Here is a 17,634-nt window from a genome sequence, read left to right as displayed (position 1 = left end):
GTTAAACGCTGCCGCCCGTAAGGCGTGCAGGCTCCATGCGGCGCTTTAATTCCGCGACCAAGTGTTCATGTGAAACGCCGCTATCAATCGACAGCTTTCTAAGGCCAAAGTGCACGTGCGCGATTTCCTGGTAATAACCAAGATAGGAAAAATTCACCGTCGCCCCAGCGACTGCGCCCAAAACCGGCACCGCCTGGGCCGCGAGTTTTTGCCCCAAGACTACGGCCAGCTTAGGCGTCACCTTGGCAATCACCGTCTGCATCGTTCCACTGGTCAGCGCCAGCCGCGCCGAGACAAAGCCCATATCCGCGCCATCATCCTTGGCCAGCGGACCTGCGGCACCGAAAACCTGCACGCAGTCAAACTGGATGTTCTCCGAGGCCGGGTCAAAACCCAGCTTGGCCGCTTCGCCCTGAATGGCGCGCAAGAGGACGGTGGTAGTGATCGGGATTTCGGCCAAAGCGGTGGGCGCGCCGCCGACACCGCCAACCGCACCAAGCGCGCCGGCCACGGCGGCATTGAGCCACCCGACTCGATCGCCAACCACGCTGCGCGAGCCGTGTGCCAGCTTCATCGCCTTAAAGAGCGCCTTTTCCGTCGCGCCTTCGAGCCCGTCGCGCACAGGCGCTGGCAGCTTGTCGAGCAGGTCTTCTGCCTGCCCTCCCAGCGCATTCAAAAGTTCAAAACCGATGCCACCTGCATTGCGGTACCGGGCAATCAAACGCTCAAGTTCGGCGTCCGTTGCCGCGTTAAAGCCTTTGGGGGCCTGTAAAATCAAATCTTCAGCCATAGGGTATAGATTGGGGGCCAAAACGTTGGGTTCAACCCTTGTCCCAACGGATCACATCGCCCGCGACCCCTTGCCAGGCGCCCAAGTCCAACTCTTGACCCAGCACGCGGTCCGGGTTGGTCGGCGGCGGCATCACCACGCCTTGGAGCTTTTCAAAGCCAAAACGGCGGTAGTACGGCGCATCGCCCACCAACATCACCCGAGTCCACCTCAAGGGCCGCGCCAGCATCAGACTTTCGCGGATCAAGAGCCCGCCAAGCCCCTCTCCCTGTCGTGTGGGGTGCACGGAGACGGGACCCAACAACAGGGCATCATGGGTACCTACATGCACAGGCCAATAGCGAATTGCGCCACCCAGAACACCGTCCGCATCCCGCGCCACCAGAGACAGACCGGCCACCGGGGGCACACCATCGCGCAACCGGTAGGATGACAAGGCCTCACGTCCCGGCGCAAAGCACAAGTCATAGAGGGCCTCGACCTCCCACCAGTCGTTGTCTGTTTCCACTGTCAGCCGGTACACCGGACCTGCCCCATGTTCTTCTTTGCCATTTTTTCGTGGAAACCGCCCTAGCACGACGTTACCTGTTGGGCAAACCAAAGGAAAGTTAACAGATGTTCTATCGCCCCAAGGACGGTCACGGCCTGCCGCACAACCCCTATAACGCTCTGATTGCGCCTCGCCCAATTGCCTGGATTTCAACAGAAGATGCAGACGGCGTTAAGAACCTTGCACCCTATTCGTTTTTCAACGGAACCGCCTATGTGCCACCGCAAGTCATGTTTGCCTCAACCGGAACCAAGCCGGATCAGGAAAATGGCAAGGACACGCTGGCCAATATCCGCGCCACCGGCGTTTTTTGCATCAATCTGGTGGCCGAGGCGATGCAGGACGCCATGAATGTCTCGACCACAGGGTTTGACAAGGATGTGGACGAGTTTGCGCGGGCAGGTTTGACCGCGGCCCCTTGTGAGACCATTAACTGTCCCCGCCTGATCGATGCGCCTGCAAGTATGGAATGCGAAGTCACGCAGATCCTGCAGATGAAAGGCGAGAACAACTATGTCGTCCACGGGGAAGTGGTGGGCATACACATGCGAGACGACTGTATCGTCGATGGGCTGTTTGATGTCTCGACCTTTCGCCCATTGGCACGACTGGGCTATCGCGACTATTCTGTAGTCGACAACACATTTACCCTTGCCCGACCGGACGACTGACCATGCCTCTGCCAGACCCGTCACGCCGTTATCCAATTACGCTACCGGACGGGTCGGCCCATGCGGGTACGGTGTTTCTGTCTGAGGCCATCGATCACCCACGATTTCAGGCTGGCGCGTTCAGCTATGCCTCGGACTTTGAACCGCCGGAGGATTGGGCCCATCGCCTAGCGCCCTATCTGTTTGCCTGTTCCGAAGAATCGCTAAGCATCGGCAAGTTTTGCCAGATTGCGCATGGCGTGCGATTCCTGACCAGTTCGGCCAACCATTCGACCGATGGGCTAAGTTACTATCCATTCCCGATCTTTGATCCTGACAATATGGAAGCGTTTCAGCCTGACACCCGCGATACGGTGATCGGCAATGATGTCTGGATTGGGTATGGCGCGCTGATCCTGCCGGGGGCCGAGATCGGGCATGGCGCCATTATCGGCGCCGGATCAGTAGTGCGGGGCACTGTGCCGGACTATGCCATCGTGACCGGCAACCCCGGACAAGTCGCCCGCAAACGATTTGACGACGACACCATTGCGCGGCTTATCGCCTTGGCGTGGTGGGATTGGCCGGTTGCCCGGATTGAAGCGGCGCTGCCGGCTATCCTTGCGGGTGACATTGGCGCGTTGGAAGACGTGTCATGCTGACGATTTGGGGACGTAAAACCTCATCCAACGTGCAAGCCGTGATGTGGGCCGTGGGCGAATTGGGGCTGGAGCACGTACGCCATGACGCGGGACACACTTACGGTGTTGTGGACAGCGTCGCCTTTTATACCCTGAACCCCAATCGCACGGTTCCCGTGATTGAAGACGACGGCATCGCGCCTTTGTGGGAGACCGGGGCAATCCTGCGCTATCTCGGACGGCGGTATGGGCAAGGAACGCTCTGGCCAGTTGATATGGTGGAACAGGCTGAGGTCGACAAATGGGCCGATTGGGCCAAGCTGAATGTCGCGATGAATTTCACTGTGCCGGTGTTCTGGCGCGCGGTGCGCACGGCACCGGACCAACAGGACACGGACGCGATTGCCGTGGCGCTGGCCACGCTGGAGGACAAGCTGGCCATCGCTGAAACACAACTGACAAAGCAGCGCTATCTCGCGTCAGGCACCCTGACGCTTGCAGATATTCAACTCGGCCATGTGCTCTATCGCTATTTCGACATCGACATTCCACGCCCCAACTTGCCAGCGCTCGAAGCGTACTTCGAACGGCTTACAGAGCGCCCCGCATTTCGCGAGCACGTGATGGTCTCGTATGATGAGCTAAGAGTGACGTAACACCCGCACAATCCGATCTAATGACCGCCGCCGAGAATGCCTGTGCGGACTGAATAATCCACGGCAATCTCGTATTCAGGATCATCGTCGCTGTCGATCATCAGATGACCTGCTCGGCTGAGCAATTGGTGACAGTCGCGGCTGAGGTGGCGCAGGGCCACTTGCTTGCCTGCGGCCTGATACTTGGCGGCCACGGCCTCGATCGCTTGCAGGGCCGACTGATCCGCAACTCGGCTTTCTCTGAAGTCGACGATCACGTGGTCGGGATCATGGGCAATGTCGAAGAGCTCGATGAAGCCTTCGGAAGAGCCAAAGAACAACGGGCCTTGAATCTCATAGACCTTGGCACCTGGATCACTCTCAGATTCGCGGGTGATGGCGTGGATGCGACGAGCGTTTTGCCACGCATAGGCAAGCGCCGAGACAATTACGCCGACCACAACGGCGACGGCGAGGTCTTCCATCACAGTCACAACGGTCACCAGCACGATGACAAATGCGTCCATCAAGGGCACGCGGCGCATGATCTTGAACGAGTTCCACGCGAATGTGCCGATCACCACCATGAACATCACTCCGACCAGAGCGGCCAGCGGGATCTGTTCAATAAGCGGGCTGGCGGCAACGATGAAGAGCAACAGAAAAAGCGCGGCTGCGATGCCTGCAATCCGCGTACGACCGCCGGATTTCACGTTGATCATCGACTGACCGATCATGGCACAGCCACCCATGCCACCGAAGAAACCGGTGGTCACATTGGCGACACCTTGCGCGATACATTCCTGGCTTGCGCCGCCACGTTTGCCGGTCATCTCACCGACAAGGTTCAGCGTTAGCAGGCTTTCAATCAAACCAATCGCTGCGAGGATCACCGCATAGGGCAGGATGATCCAGAACGTCTCAAGATTAAACGGCGCCAGAGGCGTGCCATAGATGCCAAGCCCTTCGCCAAAAGGCACGTGGAAACTTGGGAACCCACCCTGGATCGAGGCCATATCGCCGACGCGCGGCACGTCCAGACCAAAGCCGATCACCACAAAAGCCGTGATCGCGATGCCCGCGAGTGGTGCGGGAATGATCTTGGTCACTTTGGGCAGACCCCAAACGATGACCATCGTCAGCACCACAAGGCCCAGCATGGTCGCCAGCTGCATGCCCGTTAGCCATTCGCCACCGGTCATGCCATGACCATCAGAGACCATGCTGCCCGGCACTTTGAACTGACTCATCTGCGCGAGGAAAATAACGATAGCAAGGCCGTTCACAAAACCCAGCATCACCGGGTGCGGCACCAATCGGATGAACTTGCCCCAATGCATTGCACCGGCGATGACCTGCAAGACGCCCATCAACACCACGGTCGCGAACAGGTATTCGACACCGTGCTGCGCGACCAGCGCTACCATGACCACGGCCAGCGCGCCGGTTGCACCCGAGATCATACCCGGACGGCCGCCGATGATCGCTGTGATCAGACCAACGAGGAACGCCGCATATAGCCCCACCAGCGGGTGCACCCCGGCAACAAAGGCAAAGGCCACGGCCTCGGGCACCAGTGCCAGCGCCACGGTCAGGCCCGACAGAACCTCGGTCCGCAACCGCCCGATCGAGAACCCCTCGTCCTGCATGACAGAGAGGTTGGGCGGGGAAATGTTCTTGGCCAAGAGGGCCAGCGCGGCGCGTCTCATACGGAATACCTGTAAAATTAGGGAGTGTTCGCTGTCGCGTCCCTAACGGATATGCTGCAATCGCACAACAGTTGATATGCAAAGCATTGTGGGCCGGGTCTGGATTGGGGCTAAATCAGCTCTTTCAGCGCGATCAGCTTGGGCGTTGCGGCAACTTCTGCCCGATCTTTGAACAGTCGGCATTCAAATGGACCACCCGGTGCACGAGCGATCAAAGGCGCGCCCACGTCCAGTTGCCCCGATGCCGTGACATGAGCTGCAACGGCAACCGCCCCGGTGCCCCCTGCCGAATTCGCCACAAGCCCCGAGCCCGACACCCACGCGACATTGACCTCGGCAGAGGGGCCTTGCCGCTCCATCTCGCCCACGATCATGACCAGATAGGCCTCACCCACTTCGGCCAGGCCATGCTCGGCCACCGGGAAAGCCTCAAGCGCGGCAGCACTGACGGTGCACCCCGCCTGTGACAAAGCCGTATGATCCTGCATGGAAAGGCCGAGATCGCTTGCCGACACCACCACATAAACCAATCCGGAGTGTACAAGGCTGACTGGGACGCTGCGCCCATCCAGCGCCAGATCGCCATGGGCCACACAGAGGGTTGGAGCGGGCGTATGCCAAATCGTTTGTGGTGACTCGGCATCCCTATTGACGATCGACACGTGTTGCGGGCCCGCGGCGGTGTCAAACCGCACTTGTCCGGGGTTATCTGGCGTCAGCGCACCGGTTTCGATCAACGCCGTACTCGCGGCCATCAACATGGTTCCAGCCACCGGCGCATAGCCAAACTGGGCCGCGACAACCAAAGTGCTCAGAGCCACTTCGGACACAGGTGGCAAAAGCAAACAGGCATTCACGTCCCTATGCCCACGCGGCGGATCCAAGAGAAAGTGGCGAAAGTCTTCATGCTTGGCGCGCAGCTCAGCCAGCACGTTCTGCGGCGTGACAGCCTGCAACTGCGGGGCCCCTTCCAGCACGACGCGAAAGGTATCTCCGCATATCTCGATATCCGCAACTTTTGCCCGCACCCTGCCCTTTCCAGTTCTGGCACATCTATCCGTGCGACCCTTTGGTGTTTTTGTCATAGCTGGCTTGGCACTGGCCTGTCATCTCTGCAGCGCGACACTCAGCGGTCACGACACGACAAAGCGCCCACCAGAACTGGGGTCCAACAAAATTGTCGCGGCAACGTGATTTCCTTGTGTGCCAGTCTTTCGCCCACAACAGGGGAAACCGGAGGGCCACATGTCTAAGATTATTCTCATTCTCACACTTTTGGCCACGCCCCTTCTGGCGCAAGACCTTGAGGGCAATGACACGCCCGGGAACTGGCGTGTCACACATCACGAGATCCACGACATCTGGAACGTGCTGTGCGACGAACGCGAGGAACAGGGCGCGCTGAAGCAGCGTTGCTACATCCGCTACGTCGATGTCTTTTCTCCGCGCCCGAAATTCGCGGCGCAGTTTTTGTTCGTGACACCGTCGGCGGACAAAGCCAGCGCCGAAGTTGATTTTGGCATGGAAGCCGGGACGCTGTTTCTTCCGGGTGCGTTTCGGATCGAGCGCGATGGGACAAACGTCTGGCAGAGCAACTGGCCGGGGTGTTTAACCGGGCTTGACTGTACCTTTACGGGCGACAGCGGCGCGGCGTTGTTGCGGGAAATGCGCGCGGGCGGCGCGTTTCGGTTTACCTTTCGCGATCGCCACGGTCAACCGCAGGACCTGATCTGGCCGCTGGATGCGTTCGGGGCCGCATGGGACGACTTCGCAACCGTGGCAGAGGCACGTGATCTTATGAACTGACCGGCAAAGGAACTTTACAAGCCTGCCAACGCGGTGCCGATGTGGGTTTTCATGTGGTTTCGCGCATTGCAAAGCCCGGCGTCAATCGCCAAGAATAGCGCAAGCATTTCAACAGGAGCACCCCATGACCGAGACCATGATTGCCGTAATCGGCGGCTCAGGTATTTATGAGATTGACGGGCTGAAAGACGCCACTTGGGACGCGGTGGAAACCCCTTGGGGCGCACCATCAGACCAGATTCTGACGGGCACTCTGGATGGTGTGAAAATGGCCTTTCTGCCGCGTCATGGGCGCGGACATGTGCACACGCCGTCTTCGGTACCCTATCAGGCCAATATCGCGGCACTAAAGCAGATCGGGGTGACCGACGTGATCTCGGTTTCTGCTGTGGGCTCGTTTCGCGAACGCATGGCGCCGGGTGATTTTGTTGTTGTGGATCAATTCATTGACCGAACCTTTGCACGGGAAAAGTCATTCTTTGGTCCAGGCCTTGTGGCGCATGTCAGCGTGGCGCACCCAACCTGCGAACGTCTGTCGGATGCTTGTGAGACGGCGGCCAAAGATACCGGGATCACGGTGCATCGTGGCGGCACATACCTAGCGATGGAAGGGCCACAGTTCTCATCGCTTGCCGAGTCGAAAATGTACCGCGAAAGCTGGAGCTGTGACGTGATCGGCATGACCAACATGCCCGAGGCAAAGCTCGCCCGGGAAGCCGAGCTTTGTTATGCGTCGGTTGCTATGGTTACCGACTATGACAGTTGGCATCCTAAGCATGGTGAGGTTGATGTCTCTGAGATTATCAAGACCCTGATGGGCAATGCACAAAAGGGCCGAGACCTTGTTGGGCGTTTGCCGGCCCTGCTGGGCGCCGACCGTGCCCCCTGCCCGCATGGCTGTGATCGTGCGCTTGAGTTTGCCATTCTCACGGCGCCAGACGCGCGTGACCCGGACATGGTCGCGAAGCTTTCGGATGTTGCCGGTCGGGTTCTGGCATGAGCTTTGACATCTGGTTGACCTTTGCCGCTGCCTCAATGGCGCTGTTGCTGTTACCCGGTCCGACGATCCTGTTGGTGCTGTCTTATGCTCTGACCCAAGGCCGTCGAGTGGCCTTGGCTACGGTCGCAGGCGTTGCTGTCGGCGATACGATTGCGATGACTGCCACGCTGGTCGGCCTTGGAGCCTTGGTGATGGCCTCGGCCACGGCCTTTTTGATCGTAAAGTGGATCGGGGCCGCTTACCTGATCTGGATGGGATGGCGCATGTTGCGCGGTGCGAGATACGCGCAAACCGATACCTTGATCGAGACACCGGCTGAAAGCCCACGCGCCGTGTTCACCCACGCCGCCATGGTCACCGCGTTCAATCCCAAAAGCATCGGTTTTTTCATCGCCTTCGTGCCACAGTTCATCGACCCGAATGGAGCCATTGCACTTCAGATGTCGATCTTGACGGTCACATTTGTCGGTCTCGCAGCCATCAACGCGCTGGCCTATGCACTGCTGGCAGATCGGCTGCGCAGCCGCATGTCACGCCCGGCAGTGATGCGCGGATTGACCCGGCTTGGCGGTGTAACCTTGATGGGCATGGGGTTTATGACAGCGATGTTGCGGCGCGCGACCTAGTCGTCTCGGTCCGCATTCTTTTTCATGAAACGGCGAATGAAGTGACGGATTTCGCGGGCTGCGCTGGTGTCCATCTCTTGGCAGAGATCGACAAAGGCGTCGCGCTCATCCTTATCAAGGCGCAACACAAGCTGGCTGTTCTTCTTGCCAGATTTTTTGCCATCTTTCTTGGCCATTGCCGGGCGCACCTTTCATGAAAGCTGTCTTGGGAATGCATATACTTGGGCTGCATATTCGCTATACATTATAACCCGCTATATGCGGAAATTGGAATGACCTACATCAATCCGATTAAGCCGATGCGCGCATCCGCCACTTGCACCAGGCAGCTTGATCGGCGAAACCGGGCACAACACAATTTCAAAGGATCTGGCAATGCGCAAAAGCAACGACGTCAAAGACTATATCCGCACCATCGTAGACTTTCCGCATGAGGGCATTCTGTTCCGCGATGTGACCACGCTATTTGCAGATCCACGCGGGTTTCGGATGGCCATTGACCAGATGCTGCACCCCTATGCAGGCGAGCGTATCGACAAGGTTGTCGGGCTTGAGGCGCGCGGGTTTATCATCGGCGGCGCCATTGCGCACCAATTGTCCGTTGGGTTCGTGCCGATCCGCAAAAAGGGCAAGCTGCCCGGCGCCACTATCTCAGAAGAATACACGCTGGAATATGGCGAAGCGGTCATGGAAGTCCATGATGACGCCATTCAGCCTGGAGAAACCGTTCTGGTCGTGGATGACCTCTTGGCCACCGGCGGCACCGCCGAAGCGGGTATCAAACTGATTGAACGGCTGGGTGGCGAAATCCTGGCGTGCTCGTTCATTATCGACTTGCCGGAACTGGGTGGGCGGAAACGTCTGGAAGACATGGGGATGAATGTCGCGGTCCTGTGCGAGTTCGAGGGCCTGTAAAGGAATTCTCAACGATTTCACCGGTATGATCCGACATCGGTTGGGTTCCGACATTGCTTGCACGATCCCGCTTGGGATCAATCACGCCCCGTGCCTTCCCCAAAGGTGCGGGGTGTTTACGTCTCTGGCGCGTTTAGGATCACACCGGGATTCATGATGCCATTGGGATCCAGCGCCTGTTTGATCGCCCGCATCGCTGTCAGCCGCACAGGATCAGCATAGCGCTCAAGATCTGCCGTTTTCATGCGACCAACCCCATGTTCCGCGCTGAAAGACCCCTCCATCTCGTGCAACAGGTCATGCACGATCCTTTTGACCTCATCCCGCAAGTGAACCAATGAGTCGCGATGGGTTCCCTTGGGCGGGAAGACATTAAAATGCAAGTTGCCATCGCCGAGGTGACCGAAGCAATTGATCCGGAACTTGCCGAGATCCATGATTTTTTGAGAGGCAACGTCAATGAACTCGGTCAGCGCCCCAAGTGGTACCGAGATGTCATGACTGGACACCGACCCAATGCGTTTGTTGGCCACTGGGATATGTTCTCGCAAAGACCAGAACTCCTGACGTTGGCCTGCGTTCTGGGCGATCAGACCATCTTGGACCAATCCGGCCTCCAGTGCCTCGGCAAACAGAGTTTCAAGCGCGATATCCGCGTCCTGCGAAAGACCCAGTTCGACAAGCACCATCCACTGTGGCGGCGCCTCATAGGGTTGACGAATGTCCGGCAAGGTCTCGGCGACAAACTCAAGGCCCTGCCGGTGTATAAGTTCGAAGGCACTGACCGCCTCGCCCACATGACTGCGGGCCAAAGCCAAGAGTTTCAGTGCCGCGGCGGGACCTTCGACCACCATGAACGCCGTCCCGAGGGACGCCGGGCGCGGAGAGAGTTTAAGCGCAGCGGCGGTGATGACCCCCAGCGTACCTTCGGCGCCAACCATAAGGTTGCGCAGGTCATAGCCTGTGTTGTCTTTGCGCAGCCGTGTCAGACCGTGCCAAATCTCGCCCGAAGGCATGACCGCCTCGATGCCCAGACAGAGATCCCGGGTATTGCCATAACGCAGGACATTCACGCCGCCTGCGTTGGTCGACAGGTTGCCACCAATGGTGCAGGATCCCTTGGCGGCCAACGACAATGGAAACAATCGATCCGCGTCATCGGCAGCGGTTTGGACATCTGCCAAAATCGCACCTGCTTCGGCCACGATGACATTTTCCAACGGATAGACCGCGCGGATGGCTTTCATACGCTCCAGCGACAGGACTAACGGCACGGCGCCGTCAGGTTTGACCTGACCACCGACCAACCCGGTGCCGCCACCATAGGGCACAACCGGAACCCCAGCCGCATTACAGGCGGCCACGATGGTCGCCACCTCGTCAACGGTGCGTGGCAAGGCAATGGCGGTTGAGGCCAAGCCGACAAACCGGCCGCGCGGCTCTTCGAGATAGCGGGGTTCCGCCTCGCGCAGGGTTCCCTCGGGCAGGGATTGGGCAAGCGCGTCGAGAAACGGCGTCGAAACAGAAGTAAGGGTCATGTCCCTGTCCTAGCATGCTTCGCGACCACGTCTAGGAGTCTTTGAGGTAGCGCGGCGCGAGAACCCGGATGACAGGGCGGCGCGGCAGATCCCGCAGCGATAGTTCTATCTCGCTGGATCCGTCTATGACGATCTCATACTCATCCGACATGCCCGCCAGAAACGCCTCGAGCGTCCAACCTTCGAACCAATGCATCGGAATGACCACACGCGCCTTAATGTTGCGCAACACACGCATCATCGTTTCGGTGTCCAGTGACATGCCCCCATCAACAGCGGCCATCACAACATCCATCCGCCCCAGAGCAGCATATTGCGCGGGGCTGGGTTCGTGATGCAGGTGACCCAAATGTGCAATGCATAACCCCCCGACTTCAAAAACGAAAATCGAATTTCCGTTCTCTTCGACACCGTCAAAACGACGAATATCCGTGGGGACATTACGCACCAGCATTGAGCCAAGATCGAGGTGATGCACGGCGATCTCGCCAAAGTCATCCCACCCCAGCAGAACATGGGGAATGGCCGGGTCGGGGTATTCGGTCCAATGGGTGTCATGGGCGTGGTTCATGGTGACCACGGTCGGCAGGAAATCGACATTGCCGATAAAGCCGGTGAAATCGGTCACAACCGAGACACCATCATGTGCTTGGATCAGGAAGGAGGCATGCGAGATATAACTGATCCGCACATGATTGTTTTCCAGCGGGTCGCGAAATGACGCCTTTTGCAGGTACTCAGCGCCCGGGGCCTGAGCCAAGGCAATGCAATGGCTGGGCCGCCGCTCTTGCGCGTGGGCCATGCCCGTGAGGGTTAGGAAAATCAGCAAAAGTCGCAGCATTCACTCGCCTCCCTGACCAAGATCATAGCGCATCACACCGGAAAGTCGCGTCAAAGACTGTTAAAGGTGATCCATTCGGCGACGGCGCGGCCAATTTCGGGGCCACTGTCCTCTTGAATAAAGTGGCTGCCCGCGACTGTCACTTCGCTTTGGTGTGGCCAGGTTCGGCAAAATTCACGCGGGCCGCCGATCAGGATTGCGCCCGGCTCGGCGTTGACGAACAACTTGGGCAAGTCACTGTTGGACAGCCATTCCGCATAGGCTCGCACGATCTCGGTCACGTCTGCGGGATCGCCGCCAACCGGGATCTGCCGGGGCCATGTCAACGTGGGCCAACGATCTTCACGCTTCAGGTACGGGCGGCGATATTCGGCCATCTCTTCGTCACTGAGATCGCGCAGGATTGAGCCGGTCAATATCCGCTCAATGAACAGGTTCTTATCGAGGATCATCTCTTCCCCGGCGTCCGTGCGCAGGGCCTGAAACACCGGTGCAGCCTGCGGGTTGAATTGCTCCCAGCCCTCTAAGGGCTGCACAATGCCTTCCATATAAGCGATGCCTGCAACTGATCCGCGATGGCGGTTGGCCCAGTCAAACCCAAGGGCGGACCCCCAGTCATGAATCACAAGGATCACGTCCTCGCGCAAGTCCAGCGCCTCAAAGAAACCATCAAGATAGGTGCGATGGGTCTGGAAGGTATAAGTGTCGGCGCCAACATCAGGCAGCTTGGCACTGTCGCCCATGCCAATCAGATCCGGCGCGATACAGCGACCCAGGCCCGCAAGTTCCGGCATCACGTTGCGCCACAGGTAGGACGAGGTCGGATTGCCGTGCAAAAAAACAATCGGGCGCCCCTGCCCCATCTCGACATAGGCCATGTCCTGACCGTTTACGGTGACAGTGTTCTTGGTCATGGCCAAAGTATCCTTGTGTTCAATAGAGAACGTTGCTGCCGCAGAACCCGCGTGCGTGGCTTACGGATAGATTGTAGCCCACTTTTTTGATCGAAACAGAATAGTTGCCACCGTCACCGGGCCGCGAGGAAATGTCGAGCATCTCTTGTGTCGGATTGATGGTAAAGCCGGTGCCAAAAGAATTGGCCTGAGATTTGGCACGGCCATTAGGGTGCAACAGATACATGCGCGTGTTACCGCGCGCGCGCAGGGGGCCAGCAGCAAACTTCGCCGCTTCACACCAGATGCGTTGGTTACCCCCTCTAGGACCGTCGATCACCTCAAAATTTCCGTTTCCCGGCAACATGTTGACGCGCCACGCAAAATAGGCCGAGGCCGACATCGCGGAGCCGACCAAAAGGGCTGCGGACAGGGCAAGAGTCATCGGGCGCATGGGCAAAAACCTTTCGTTTGATCCTGAGACTGAGCTTAGTCTTGGCGTGCTGGCTTGTCCAACACAGCCCAATCACGAATGGTTTTGGGGGATAGGTCGCAGGTCAGGCGTTGGAGCCTTCAAACAGCTTGTCACCGCGTTCATCAATGACCTGTTTGGCCTTGTTCACCGACATGTCGTTGGCCGCTTCAACGCTGTTCACCGTGTCAGCTCGGATAAGTTTCTGGGTCTTAATCTCGCCGTCGATGTCTTTTTCGATCCGTGCGGAAATGCGGAACACAGACCCTTCGTTGATTGGTTCGGGGAAAATCGAATAGCCGTTGTAATCAACCGGCTCGATGTCCGGAGCATCTTGGGTGCTGTTGCCACCGCCTCCGAAGAGTTTCTTGAGAAAGGACATCGCGCACTCCTCGTTGCGATTAGATTTTGTCGCGTGTCGGCCTGTCGACCGAGTTCTAGCCACCAGAAATGAAAACGGCGCCCGAAGGCGCCGTTCTAATCACTGATCCAGGAAGCTGCGCAGTTTGCGCGAGCGGCTGGGGTGTTTTAGTTTGCGCAGCGCCTTCGCTTCGATCTGACGGATCCGTTCGCGGGTCACGCTGAACTGTTGACCAACCTCTTCCAGCGTGTGGTCGGTGTTCATTCCGATGCCAAAACGCATGCGCAGCACACGTTCTTCACGTGGTGTGAGCGAGGCGAGAACACGGGTTGTGGTCTCTTTCAGGTTTTCCTGAATGGCCGAGTCCAGTGGCAGAACCGCGTTCTTGTCTTCGATGAAATCGCCGAGCTGCGAGTCTTCTTCGTCGCCAATCGGGGTTTCGAGCGAAATCGGTTCCTTGGCGATCTTCATCACCTTGCGGACCTTTTCCAGCGGCATCTGAAGCTTGTCGGCCAGTTCTTCCGGGGTCGGCTCGCGTCCAATCTCGTGCAGCATCTGACGACCGGTCCGCACCAATTTGTTGATGGTCTCGATCATGTGCACAGGAATACGGATGGTGCGGGCCTGATCCGCAATCGAGCGGGTGATCGCCTGACGGATCCACCATGTCGCATAGGTCGAGAATTTGTAACCACGGCGATATTCGAACTTATCGACCGCTTTCATCAGGCCGATGTTACCTTCTTGAATCAAATCAAGGAATTGCAGGCCGCGGTTGGTGTACTTTTTGGCGATCGAGATAACCAGACGAAGGTTGGCCTCGACCATTTCTTTCTTGGCCTGACGAGCCTCTTTCTCACCTTTTTGCACCTGTTGCACGATGCGGCGGAATTCGGGGATGTCCAGACCGACATAGGTGCCGACCTGCGCCATATCCGAACGCAGTTCTTCGACCTTATCGACCGAGCGCTCCATGAACATTTGCCAGCCGCGACCGGGTTTTTGTGACATGTCTTCGAGCCAGGTCGGGTCCAGTTCGCGACCACGGTAGGCTTCGATAAACTCACGACGGTTGATACGGGCCTGATCGGCCAGTTTCACCATGGCCGAGTCGATCTGCATGATCCGGCGGTTGATGCCATAAAGCTGATCAATCAGCGCTTCGATACGGTTGTTGTGCAGGTGCAGTTCGTTGACAAGGTCGACGATTTCCTGACGCAGCTTCTGATAGGTGGTTTCCTGCTTTTTCGAGAAGGAGTCATCTTCGTTCAGCGTGGCCGAGATCCGGGCATCCTGCATATCGCTCAGGAGAGCAAAATCGCGGGCGATGATGTCGAGGGTTTCCAGCACGCGCGGTTTCAGCGCGGCTTCCATTGCGGCAAGCGACATGTTGGCCTGCTCGTCCTCGTCGTCATCGTCGTCCTTGGCAATCGGGTTGCCATCGGCGTCCAACTCAGGGCCGGTGTCTTCTTTCTTGGGGGCGGCGTTGACGTTCGAAGTGTCAACGACGGGTTCTTCTTCCTCGTCGTCATCGCCCATCTGGTTGCCAAAGGTGGTTTCCAGATCGATTACGTCGCGCAGCAGGATTTCTTCAGACAAAAGTTCGTCGCGCCAGATGGTGATCGCCTGAAAGGTCAGAGGGCTTTCACACAGGCCCGCGATCATCGTGTTGCGGCCCGCCTCAATACGCTTGGCAATCGCAATCTCGCCTTCGCGGCTCAAGAGTTCGACGCTGCCCATCTCGCGCAGATACATGCGCACAGGGTCGTCGGTGCGATCCAGCTTTTCGGTGGTGCCCGATCCCAGAGCCACTTCGCGGTTAGCCGACGAAGTGTCGACAACGGCGGTGGATTTCTGTTCTTCTTCCTCGGCCTCTTCATCTTCGATGATGTTGATGCCCATCTCCGACAGCATCGACATGACGTCTTCGATCTGTTCAGAGCTCACCTGATCGGGGGGCAGCACCTGATTCAGCTGATCATAGGTGATGTAGCCCTTTTCCCGCGCCTCTCCGATCATCTTCTTGACGGCGGTCTGGCTCATGTCGAGCGAAATTTCTGCTTCTTGATCGGTGGACTTGCGGTCGTCGGTGTCTTTGGCGGCCATGCGGTGCTCCTGCAAAAAGGGCTGGTTAGTTGATTCGCATTAAAACGAATCAATATTGCGCGTGAGTGATTCGCAACCCGTTTAACCCGATTCCTTTACCTTCTGTTTCCCGGAAAGCCCAGTCACGCTTTAGCGGCTGGTTCCCTTGGAAGAGTTAATTCTTTCCATCAGCGCATCCAGTTCTGCGCGCTCTTGTTTGTCGATTGGTGCCCCGTTGGGCCCGACATCAAACTCTCCGCTGTCTTCCTGCTTGCTGCGCAAGGCGCGGTTTCGTGCTTCCGCTGCCTGACTGAGCCTCCAAGTAACAGCTTCGTCGGCCACTCCTGCGATGTCTTCCTCGGCCTCAGCAATCTCGGCGCTCAATCCGCGCTCGGTCTTTAGTTTGGCCAGTTCTTCGCTCAAAGTGAGACGCGCCAGGTCGACATCGCCGGGGCGACGCACGGCTGGCGCGATGCTGACATGGGGGTGACGCATCAGTTTTTCAACGGCATCCGGCCCGAGGGCAGCATCAAGTTCGGCGCGGGGGTCAGGACTGTTGGCAAAGCGCAACAGCTGGTCGCGCAAACGGGCATTTTCAGGGTCCTGACACTCGAGCCGCTCAATCTCGTGCTCAAAATCGTCAAGCACTTCAGGCGTCGCAATGGCTACAGCCAGAATGACCGCCTCGCGTAGGCGGTGTTCGACCGCGCCTTGCGATGCCGCAAGCATTGAGGCGCGGGTATCTGTTTGCACCAGAGGTGTCGGCGCCCATTTGCCTTTGCCTTGAAAGCCGCCACTGCCCCGTTGCGGGCGAAACAACTGCCAGCGCATGTCTTTGATCGCATCGCCATAGTGGCGGCGGATCGAGGGGTCGCGGATCAGCAGGATCTTTTCGCGCAGTGTCTTGTCAAGCGCGGCCTTGCGTTCGGGGCTGTCGAACACTTTGCCTTCGATTTCACGCTGCCACAGCAGGTCAACCATCGGCATGGCGGCATCCAATACCTTTTGCACGCCACTGGCCCCTTTGGCGCGGATCAGGTCGTCGGGGTCTTGCCCCTCGGGCATCAAGGCAAAGCGCAGGGATTTTCCGGCTTCTAGCATTGGCAGCGCCAGATCAATCAGCCGCATGGCAGCCCGCAAGCCTGCCTTGTCGCCATCCAGCGCAATGATCGGCTCAGCAGCAACGCGCCAAAGCATCTGCAACTGGCCTTCGGTGATGGCAGTGCCGAGCGGGGCCACCGAGGCGCCAAAGCCACCTTCGGCCAGTGCAATCACGTCCATGTAGCCTTCGGCCACGATCAGGGGATGGCCCTTGCCTGCCGCTTCACGGGCCGGGCCGTGGTTAAAGAGGCTGCGGCTTTTGTCGAACAGCTCGGTCTCGGGCGAGTTCAGGTATTTGGCGTTGTCATTGGGGTCCATCGCACGACCGCCAAAGGCGATGCAGCGCCCACGCGCATCGCGAATGGGAAAGATAATGCGATTGCGGAAGGTGTCATAGGGGTTGCCGCCGCGGGTCGACGGGCGTGACAGACCGCAGGCGAGGATCATCTCAGGCGGCACGTTCTTGGCCTTGAGGTGCTCTGTCAGTGCTTCCCAACTGTCCGGTGCAAACCCGATTTCCCAGCGGTCTCGCGCGGCGTCATTCAAGCCGCGTCCATCGAGATAATCGCGGGCAGCGGCCCCTGCCCCGGTCTTAAGTTGCAGCCGGAAGAACTGTACCGCCTGATCCATGACGTCGGTAAGCTGGGTACGCTTTTCGGCCTTTTCCTGCGCGCGCGGATCCCGTTCGGGCATCTGCATACCCGCTTCATCTGCGAGAATTCGGATCGCCTCCATGAAGCCGACATTCTCGGTTTCCTGCACAAATGAAATCGCGTCCCCTTTGGCGTGACAGCCAAAACAGTAATAGTAGCCTTTACGGTCATCCACGTGAAAAGACGCGGTTTTTTCCTGATGGAAAGGGCAAGGCGCCCACATATCGCCTTTGCCCTGATTGGACTTGCGCGAGTCCCACATGACCTTGCGCCCCACCACCTGAGTCAGGCTGGTGCGGGTGCGCAATTCATCCAGAAATCCGGGTGGCAGGCTCATGTTGCGAATATCGTCTGCACCGCCCCAAGAG

General features: G+C 58.2%; 19 protein-coding genes. 7 read left to right on the top strand and 12 right to left on the bottom strand.

Translation table 11 applies throughout. The annotated features are described in order from the left end of the window. Window position 1: 1 nt before the first annotated feature. Both Q0932_RS03490 and Q0932_RS03485 read right to left on the bottom strand, forming a co-directional pair. Window positions 2-790: an EcsC family protein gene (locus tag Q0932_RS03490; RefSeq protein ID WP_299349760.1), complete on the bottom strand. Its 789-nt coding sequence runs from the start codon at window positions 788-790 to the stop codon at window positions 2-4. Between the two features lie 31 nt (window positions 791-821). Continuing rightward, window positions 822-1,313, bottom strand: coding sequence for an N-acetyltransferase (locus Q0932_RS03485; protein WP_299349759.1), 492 nt, complete (start codon window positions 1,311-1,313; stop codon window positions 822-824). Window positions 1,314-1,405: 92 nt separating this feature from the next. Between Q0932_RS03485 and Q0932_RS03480 the strand changes: the two genes are divergently transcribed. From Q0932_RS03480 to Q0932_RS03470, 3 genes are read left to right on the top strand one after another with little or no spacing between them, the layout of a single operon-like run. Next, window positions 1,406-2,011, top strand: a complete 606-nt coding sequence (locus tag Q0932_RS03480; RefSeq protein WP_299349757.1) for a flavin reductase family protein — start codon at window positions 1,406-1,408, stop codon at window positions 2,009-2,011. 2 nt (window positions 2,012-2,013) lie between these two features. Continuing rightward, the gene (locus Q0932_RS03475; RefSeq protein ID WP_299349756.1) at window positions 2,014-2,652 is read left to right on the top strand and encodes a CatB-related O-acetyltransferase; all 639 of its coding nucleotides are present in this window, start codon (window positions 2,014-2,016) and stop codon (window positions 2,650-2,652) included. After that, window positions 2,646-3,287: a glutathione S-transferase gene (locus tag Q0932_RS03470; RefSeq protein WP_299349755.1), complete on the top strand. Its 642-nt coding sequence runs from the start codon at window positions 2,646-2,648 to the stop codon at window positions 3,285-3,287. Before Q0932_RS03475 ends, Q0932_RS03470 begins: the two co-directional genes overlap by 7 nt. A gap of 17 nt (window positions 3,288-3,304) precedes the next feature. Here Q0932_RS03470 and Q0932_RS03465 read toward each other — a convergent pair whose 3' ends face one another. Continuing rightward, window positions 3,305-4,975: a SulP family inorganic anion transporter gene (locus Q0932_RS03465; RefSeq protein ID WP_299349754.1), complete on the bottom strand. Its 1,671-nt coding sequence runs from the start codon at window positions 4,973-4,975 to the stop codon at window positions 3,305-3,307. Window positions 4,976-5,085: 110 nt separating this feature from the next. Continuing rightward, window positions 5,086-6,003: a proline racemase family protein gene (locus tag Q0932_RS03460; protein WP_299349753.1), complete on the bottom strand. Its 918-nt coding sequence runs from the start codon at window positions 6,001-6,003 to the stop codon at window positions 5,086-5,088. A gap of 217 nt (window positions 6,004-6,220) precedes the next feature. Between Q0932_RS03460 and Q0932_RS03455 the strand changes: the two genes are divergently transcribed. The 3 genes from Q0932_RS03455 (at window position 6,221) to Q0932_RS03445 (ending at window position 8,407) form a co-directional block, all read left to right on the top strand. Continuing rightward, window positions 6,221-6,781 carry a hypothetical protein gene (locus Q0932_RS03455; protein ID WP_299349752.1) on the top strand — a complete coding sequence of 187 codons (561 nt, stop codon included), beginning with the start codon at window positions 6,221-6,223 and terminating at the stop codon, window positions 6,779-6,781. A 124-nt stretch (window positions 6,782-6,905) separates the two neighbouring features. Continuing rightward, window positions 6,906-7,781 (top strand): S-methyl-5'-thioadenosine phosphorylase, encoded by an 876-nt coding sequence (locus Q0932_RS03450; protein WP_299349750.1) that lies wholly within the window; start codon window positions 6,906-6,908, stop codon window positions 7,779-7,781. Continuing rightward, entirely contained in the window at window positions 7,778-8,407 is a 630-nt protein-coding gene (locus tag Q0932_RS03445) for a LysE family translocator (RefSeq protein WP_299349748.1), read from the top strand. Before Q0932_RS03450 ends, Q0932_RS03445 begins: the two co-directional genes overlap by 4 nt. On the opposite strand, the gene Q0932_RS03440 is transcribed toward Q0932_RS03445, so the two are convergent. Then, entirely contained in the window at window positions 8,404-8,583 is a 180-nt protein-coding gene (locus Q0932_RS03440; RefSeq protein ID WP_299349746.1) for a hypothetical protein, read from the bottom strand. The two genes, Q0932_RS03445 and Q0932_RS03440, sit on opposite strands and share 4 nt — an antisense overlap. A 199-nt stretch (window positions 8,584-8,782) precedes the next feature. On the opposite strand from Q0932_RS03440, the gene Q0932_RS03435 reads away from it, so the two are divergent. After that, window positions 8,783-9,322, top strand: coding sequence for an adenine phosphoribosyltransferase (locus tag Q0932_RS03435; RefSeq protein WP_299349745.1), 540 nt, complete (start codon window positions 8,783-8,785; stop codon window positions 9,320-9,322). Window positions 9,323-9,438: 116 nt separating this feature from the next. Here Q0932_RS03435 and Q0932_RS03430 read toward each other — a convergent pair whose 3' ends face one another. From Q0932_RS03430 to dnaG, 7 genes are all read right to left on the bottom strand, one after another. After that, window positions 9,439-10,860: an FAD-binding oxidoreductase gene (locus Q0932_RS03430; protein WP_299349744.1), complete on the bottom strand. Its 1,422-nt coding sequence runs from the start codon at window positions 10,858-10,860 to the stop codon at window positions 9,439-9,441. A gap of 31 nt (window positions 10,861-10,891) precedes the next feature. Continuing rightward, entirely contained in the window at window positions 10,892-11,701 is an 810-nt protein-coding gene (locus tag Q0932_RS03425; RefSeq protein ID WP_299349742.1) for an MBL fold metallo-hydrolase, read from the bottom strand. A 50-nt stretch (window positions 11,702-11,751) separates the two neighbouring features. Continuing rightward, window positions 11,752-12,615 (bottom strand): haloalkane dehalogenase, encoded by an 864-nt coding sequence (locus Q0932_RS03420; RefSeq protein ID WP_299349741.1) that lies wholly within the window; start codon window positions 12,613-12,615, stop codon window positions 11,752-11,754. Between the two features lie 19 nt (window positions 12,616-12,634). Then, on the bottom strand, window positions 12,635-13,048 hold the full coding sequence (locus Q0932_RS03415) for a hypothetical protein (protein ID WP_299349739.1): 414 nt from the start codon (window positions 13,046-13,048) through the stop codon (window positions 12,635-12,637). A 103-nt stretch (window positions 13,049-13,151) separates the two neighbouring features. Beyond that, on the bottom strand, window positions 13,152-13,448 hold the full coding sequence (locus Q0932_RS03410) for an HlyU family transcriptional regulator (RefSeq protein WP_299349738.1): 297 nt from the start codon (window positions 13,446-13,448) through the stop codon (window positions 13,152-13,154). 99 nt (window positions 13,449-13,547) lie between these two features. Continuing rightward, window positions 13,548-15,533, bottom strand: a complete 1,986-nt coding sequence (gene rpoD / locus Q0932_RS03405) for an RNA polymerase sigma factor RpoD (protein WP_299349736.1) — start codon at window positions 15,531-15,533, stop codon at window positions 13,548-13,550. 129 nt (window positions 15,534-15,662) lie between these two features. Further along, window positions 15,663-17,603 (bottom strand): DNA primase, encoded by a 1,941-nt coding sequence (gene dnaG / locus Q0932_RS03400; RefSeq protein WP_299349735.1) that lies wholly within the window; start codon window positions 17,601-17,603, stop codon window positions 15,663-15,665. Window positions 17,604-17,634 lie beyond the last annotated feature (31 nt).

The organism is uncultured Shimia sp., from assembly GCF_947498095.1.
Taxonomy (GTDB): domain Bacteria; phylum Pseudomonadota; class Alphaproteobacteria; order Rhodobacterales; family Rhodobacteraceae; genus Shimia.
This window is presented reverse-complemented; position numbering and strand designations above follow the sequence as displayed.

Bases quoted from the DNA above. Each gene is read 5' to 3' on its own strand.
- Q0932_RS03425 (WP_299349742.1), bottom strand. From the start codon at position 11,701: ATGCTGCGACTTTTGCTGATTTTCCTAACCCTCACGGGCATGGCCCAC.
- Q0932_RS03445 (WP_299349748.1), top strand. From the start codon at position 7,778: ATGAGCTTTGACATCTGGTTGACCTTTGCCGCTGCCTCAATGGCGCTG.
- Q0932_RS03435 (WP_299349745.1), top strand. From the start codon at position 8,783: ATGCGCAAAAGCAACGACGTCAAAGACTATATCCGCACCATCGTAGAC.
- Q0932_RS03420 (WP_299349741.1), bottom strand. From the start codon at position 12,615: ATGACCAAGAACACTGTCACCGTAAACGGTCAGGACATGGCCTATGTC.
- Q0932_RS03480 (WP_299349757.1), top strand. From the start codon at position 1,406: ATGTTCTATCGCCCCAAGGACGGTCACGGCCTGCCGCACAACCCCTAT.
- Q0932_RS03410 (WP_299349738.1), bottom strand. From the start codon at position 13,448: ATGTCCTTTCTCAAGAAACTCTTCGGAGGCGGTGGCAACAGCACCCAA.
- Q0932_RS03465 (WP_299349754.1), bottom strand. From the start codon at position 4,975: ATGAGACGCGCCGCGCTGGCCCTCTTGGCCAAGAACATTTCCCCGCCC.
- Q0932_RS03430 (WP_299349744.1), bottom strand. From the start codon at position 10,860: ATGACCCTTACTTCTGTTTCGACGCCGTTTCTCGACGCGCTTGCCCAA.
- Q0932_RS03440 (WP_299349746.1), bottom strand. From the start codon at position 8,583: ATGGCCAAGAAAGATGGCAAAAAATCTGGCAAGAAGAACAGCCAGCTT.
- Q0932_RS03415 (WP_299349739.1), bottom strand. From the start codon at position 13,048: ATGCGCCCGATGACTCTTGCCCTGTCCGCAGCCCTTTTGGTCGGCTCC.
- Q0932_RS03455 (WP_299349752.1), top strand. From the start codon at position 6,221: ATGTCTAAGATTATTCTCATTCTCACACTTTTGGCCACGCCCCTTCTG.
- Q0932_RS03450 (WP_299349750.1), top strand. From the start codon at position 6,906: ATGACCGAGACCATGATTGCCGTAATCGGCGGCTCAGGTATTTATGAG.
- rpoD (WP_299349736.1), bottom strand. From the start codon at position 15,533: ATGGCCGCCAAAGACACCGACGACCGCAAGTCCACCGATCAAGAAGCA.
- Q0932_RS03470 (WP_299349755.1), top strand. From the start codon at position 2,646: ATGCTGACGATTTGGGGACGTAAAACCTCATCCAACGTGCAAGCCGTG.
- Q0932_RS03475 (WP_299349756.1), top strand. From the start codon at position 2,014: ATGCCTCTGCCAGACCCGTCACGCCGTTATCCAATTACGCTACCGGAC.
- dnaG (WP_299349735.1), bottom strand. From the start codon at position 17,603: ATGAGCCTGCCACCCGGATTTCTGGATGAATTGCGCACCCGCACCAGC.
- Q0932_RS03490 (WP_299349760.1), bottom strand. From the start codon at position 790: ATGGCTGAAGATTTGATTTTACAGGCCCCCAAAGGCTTTAACGCGGCA.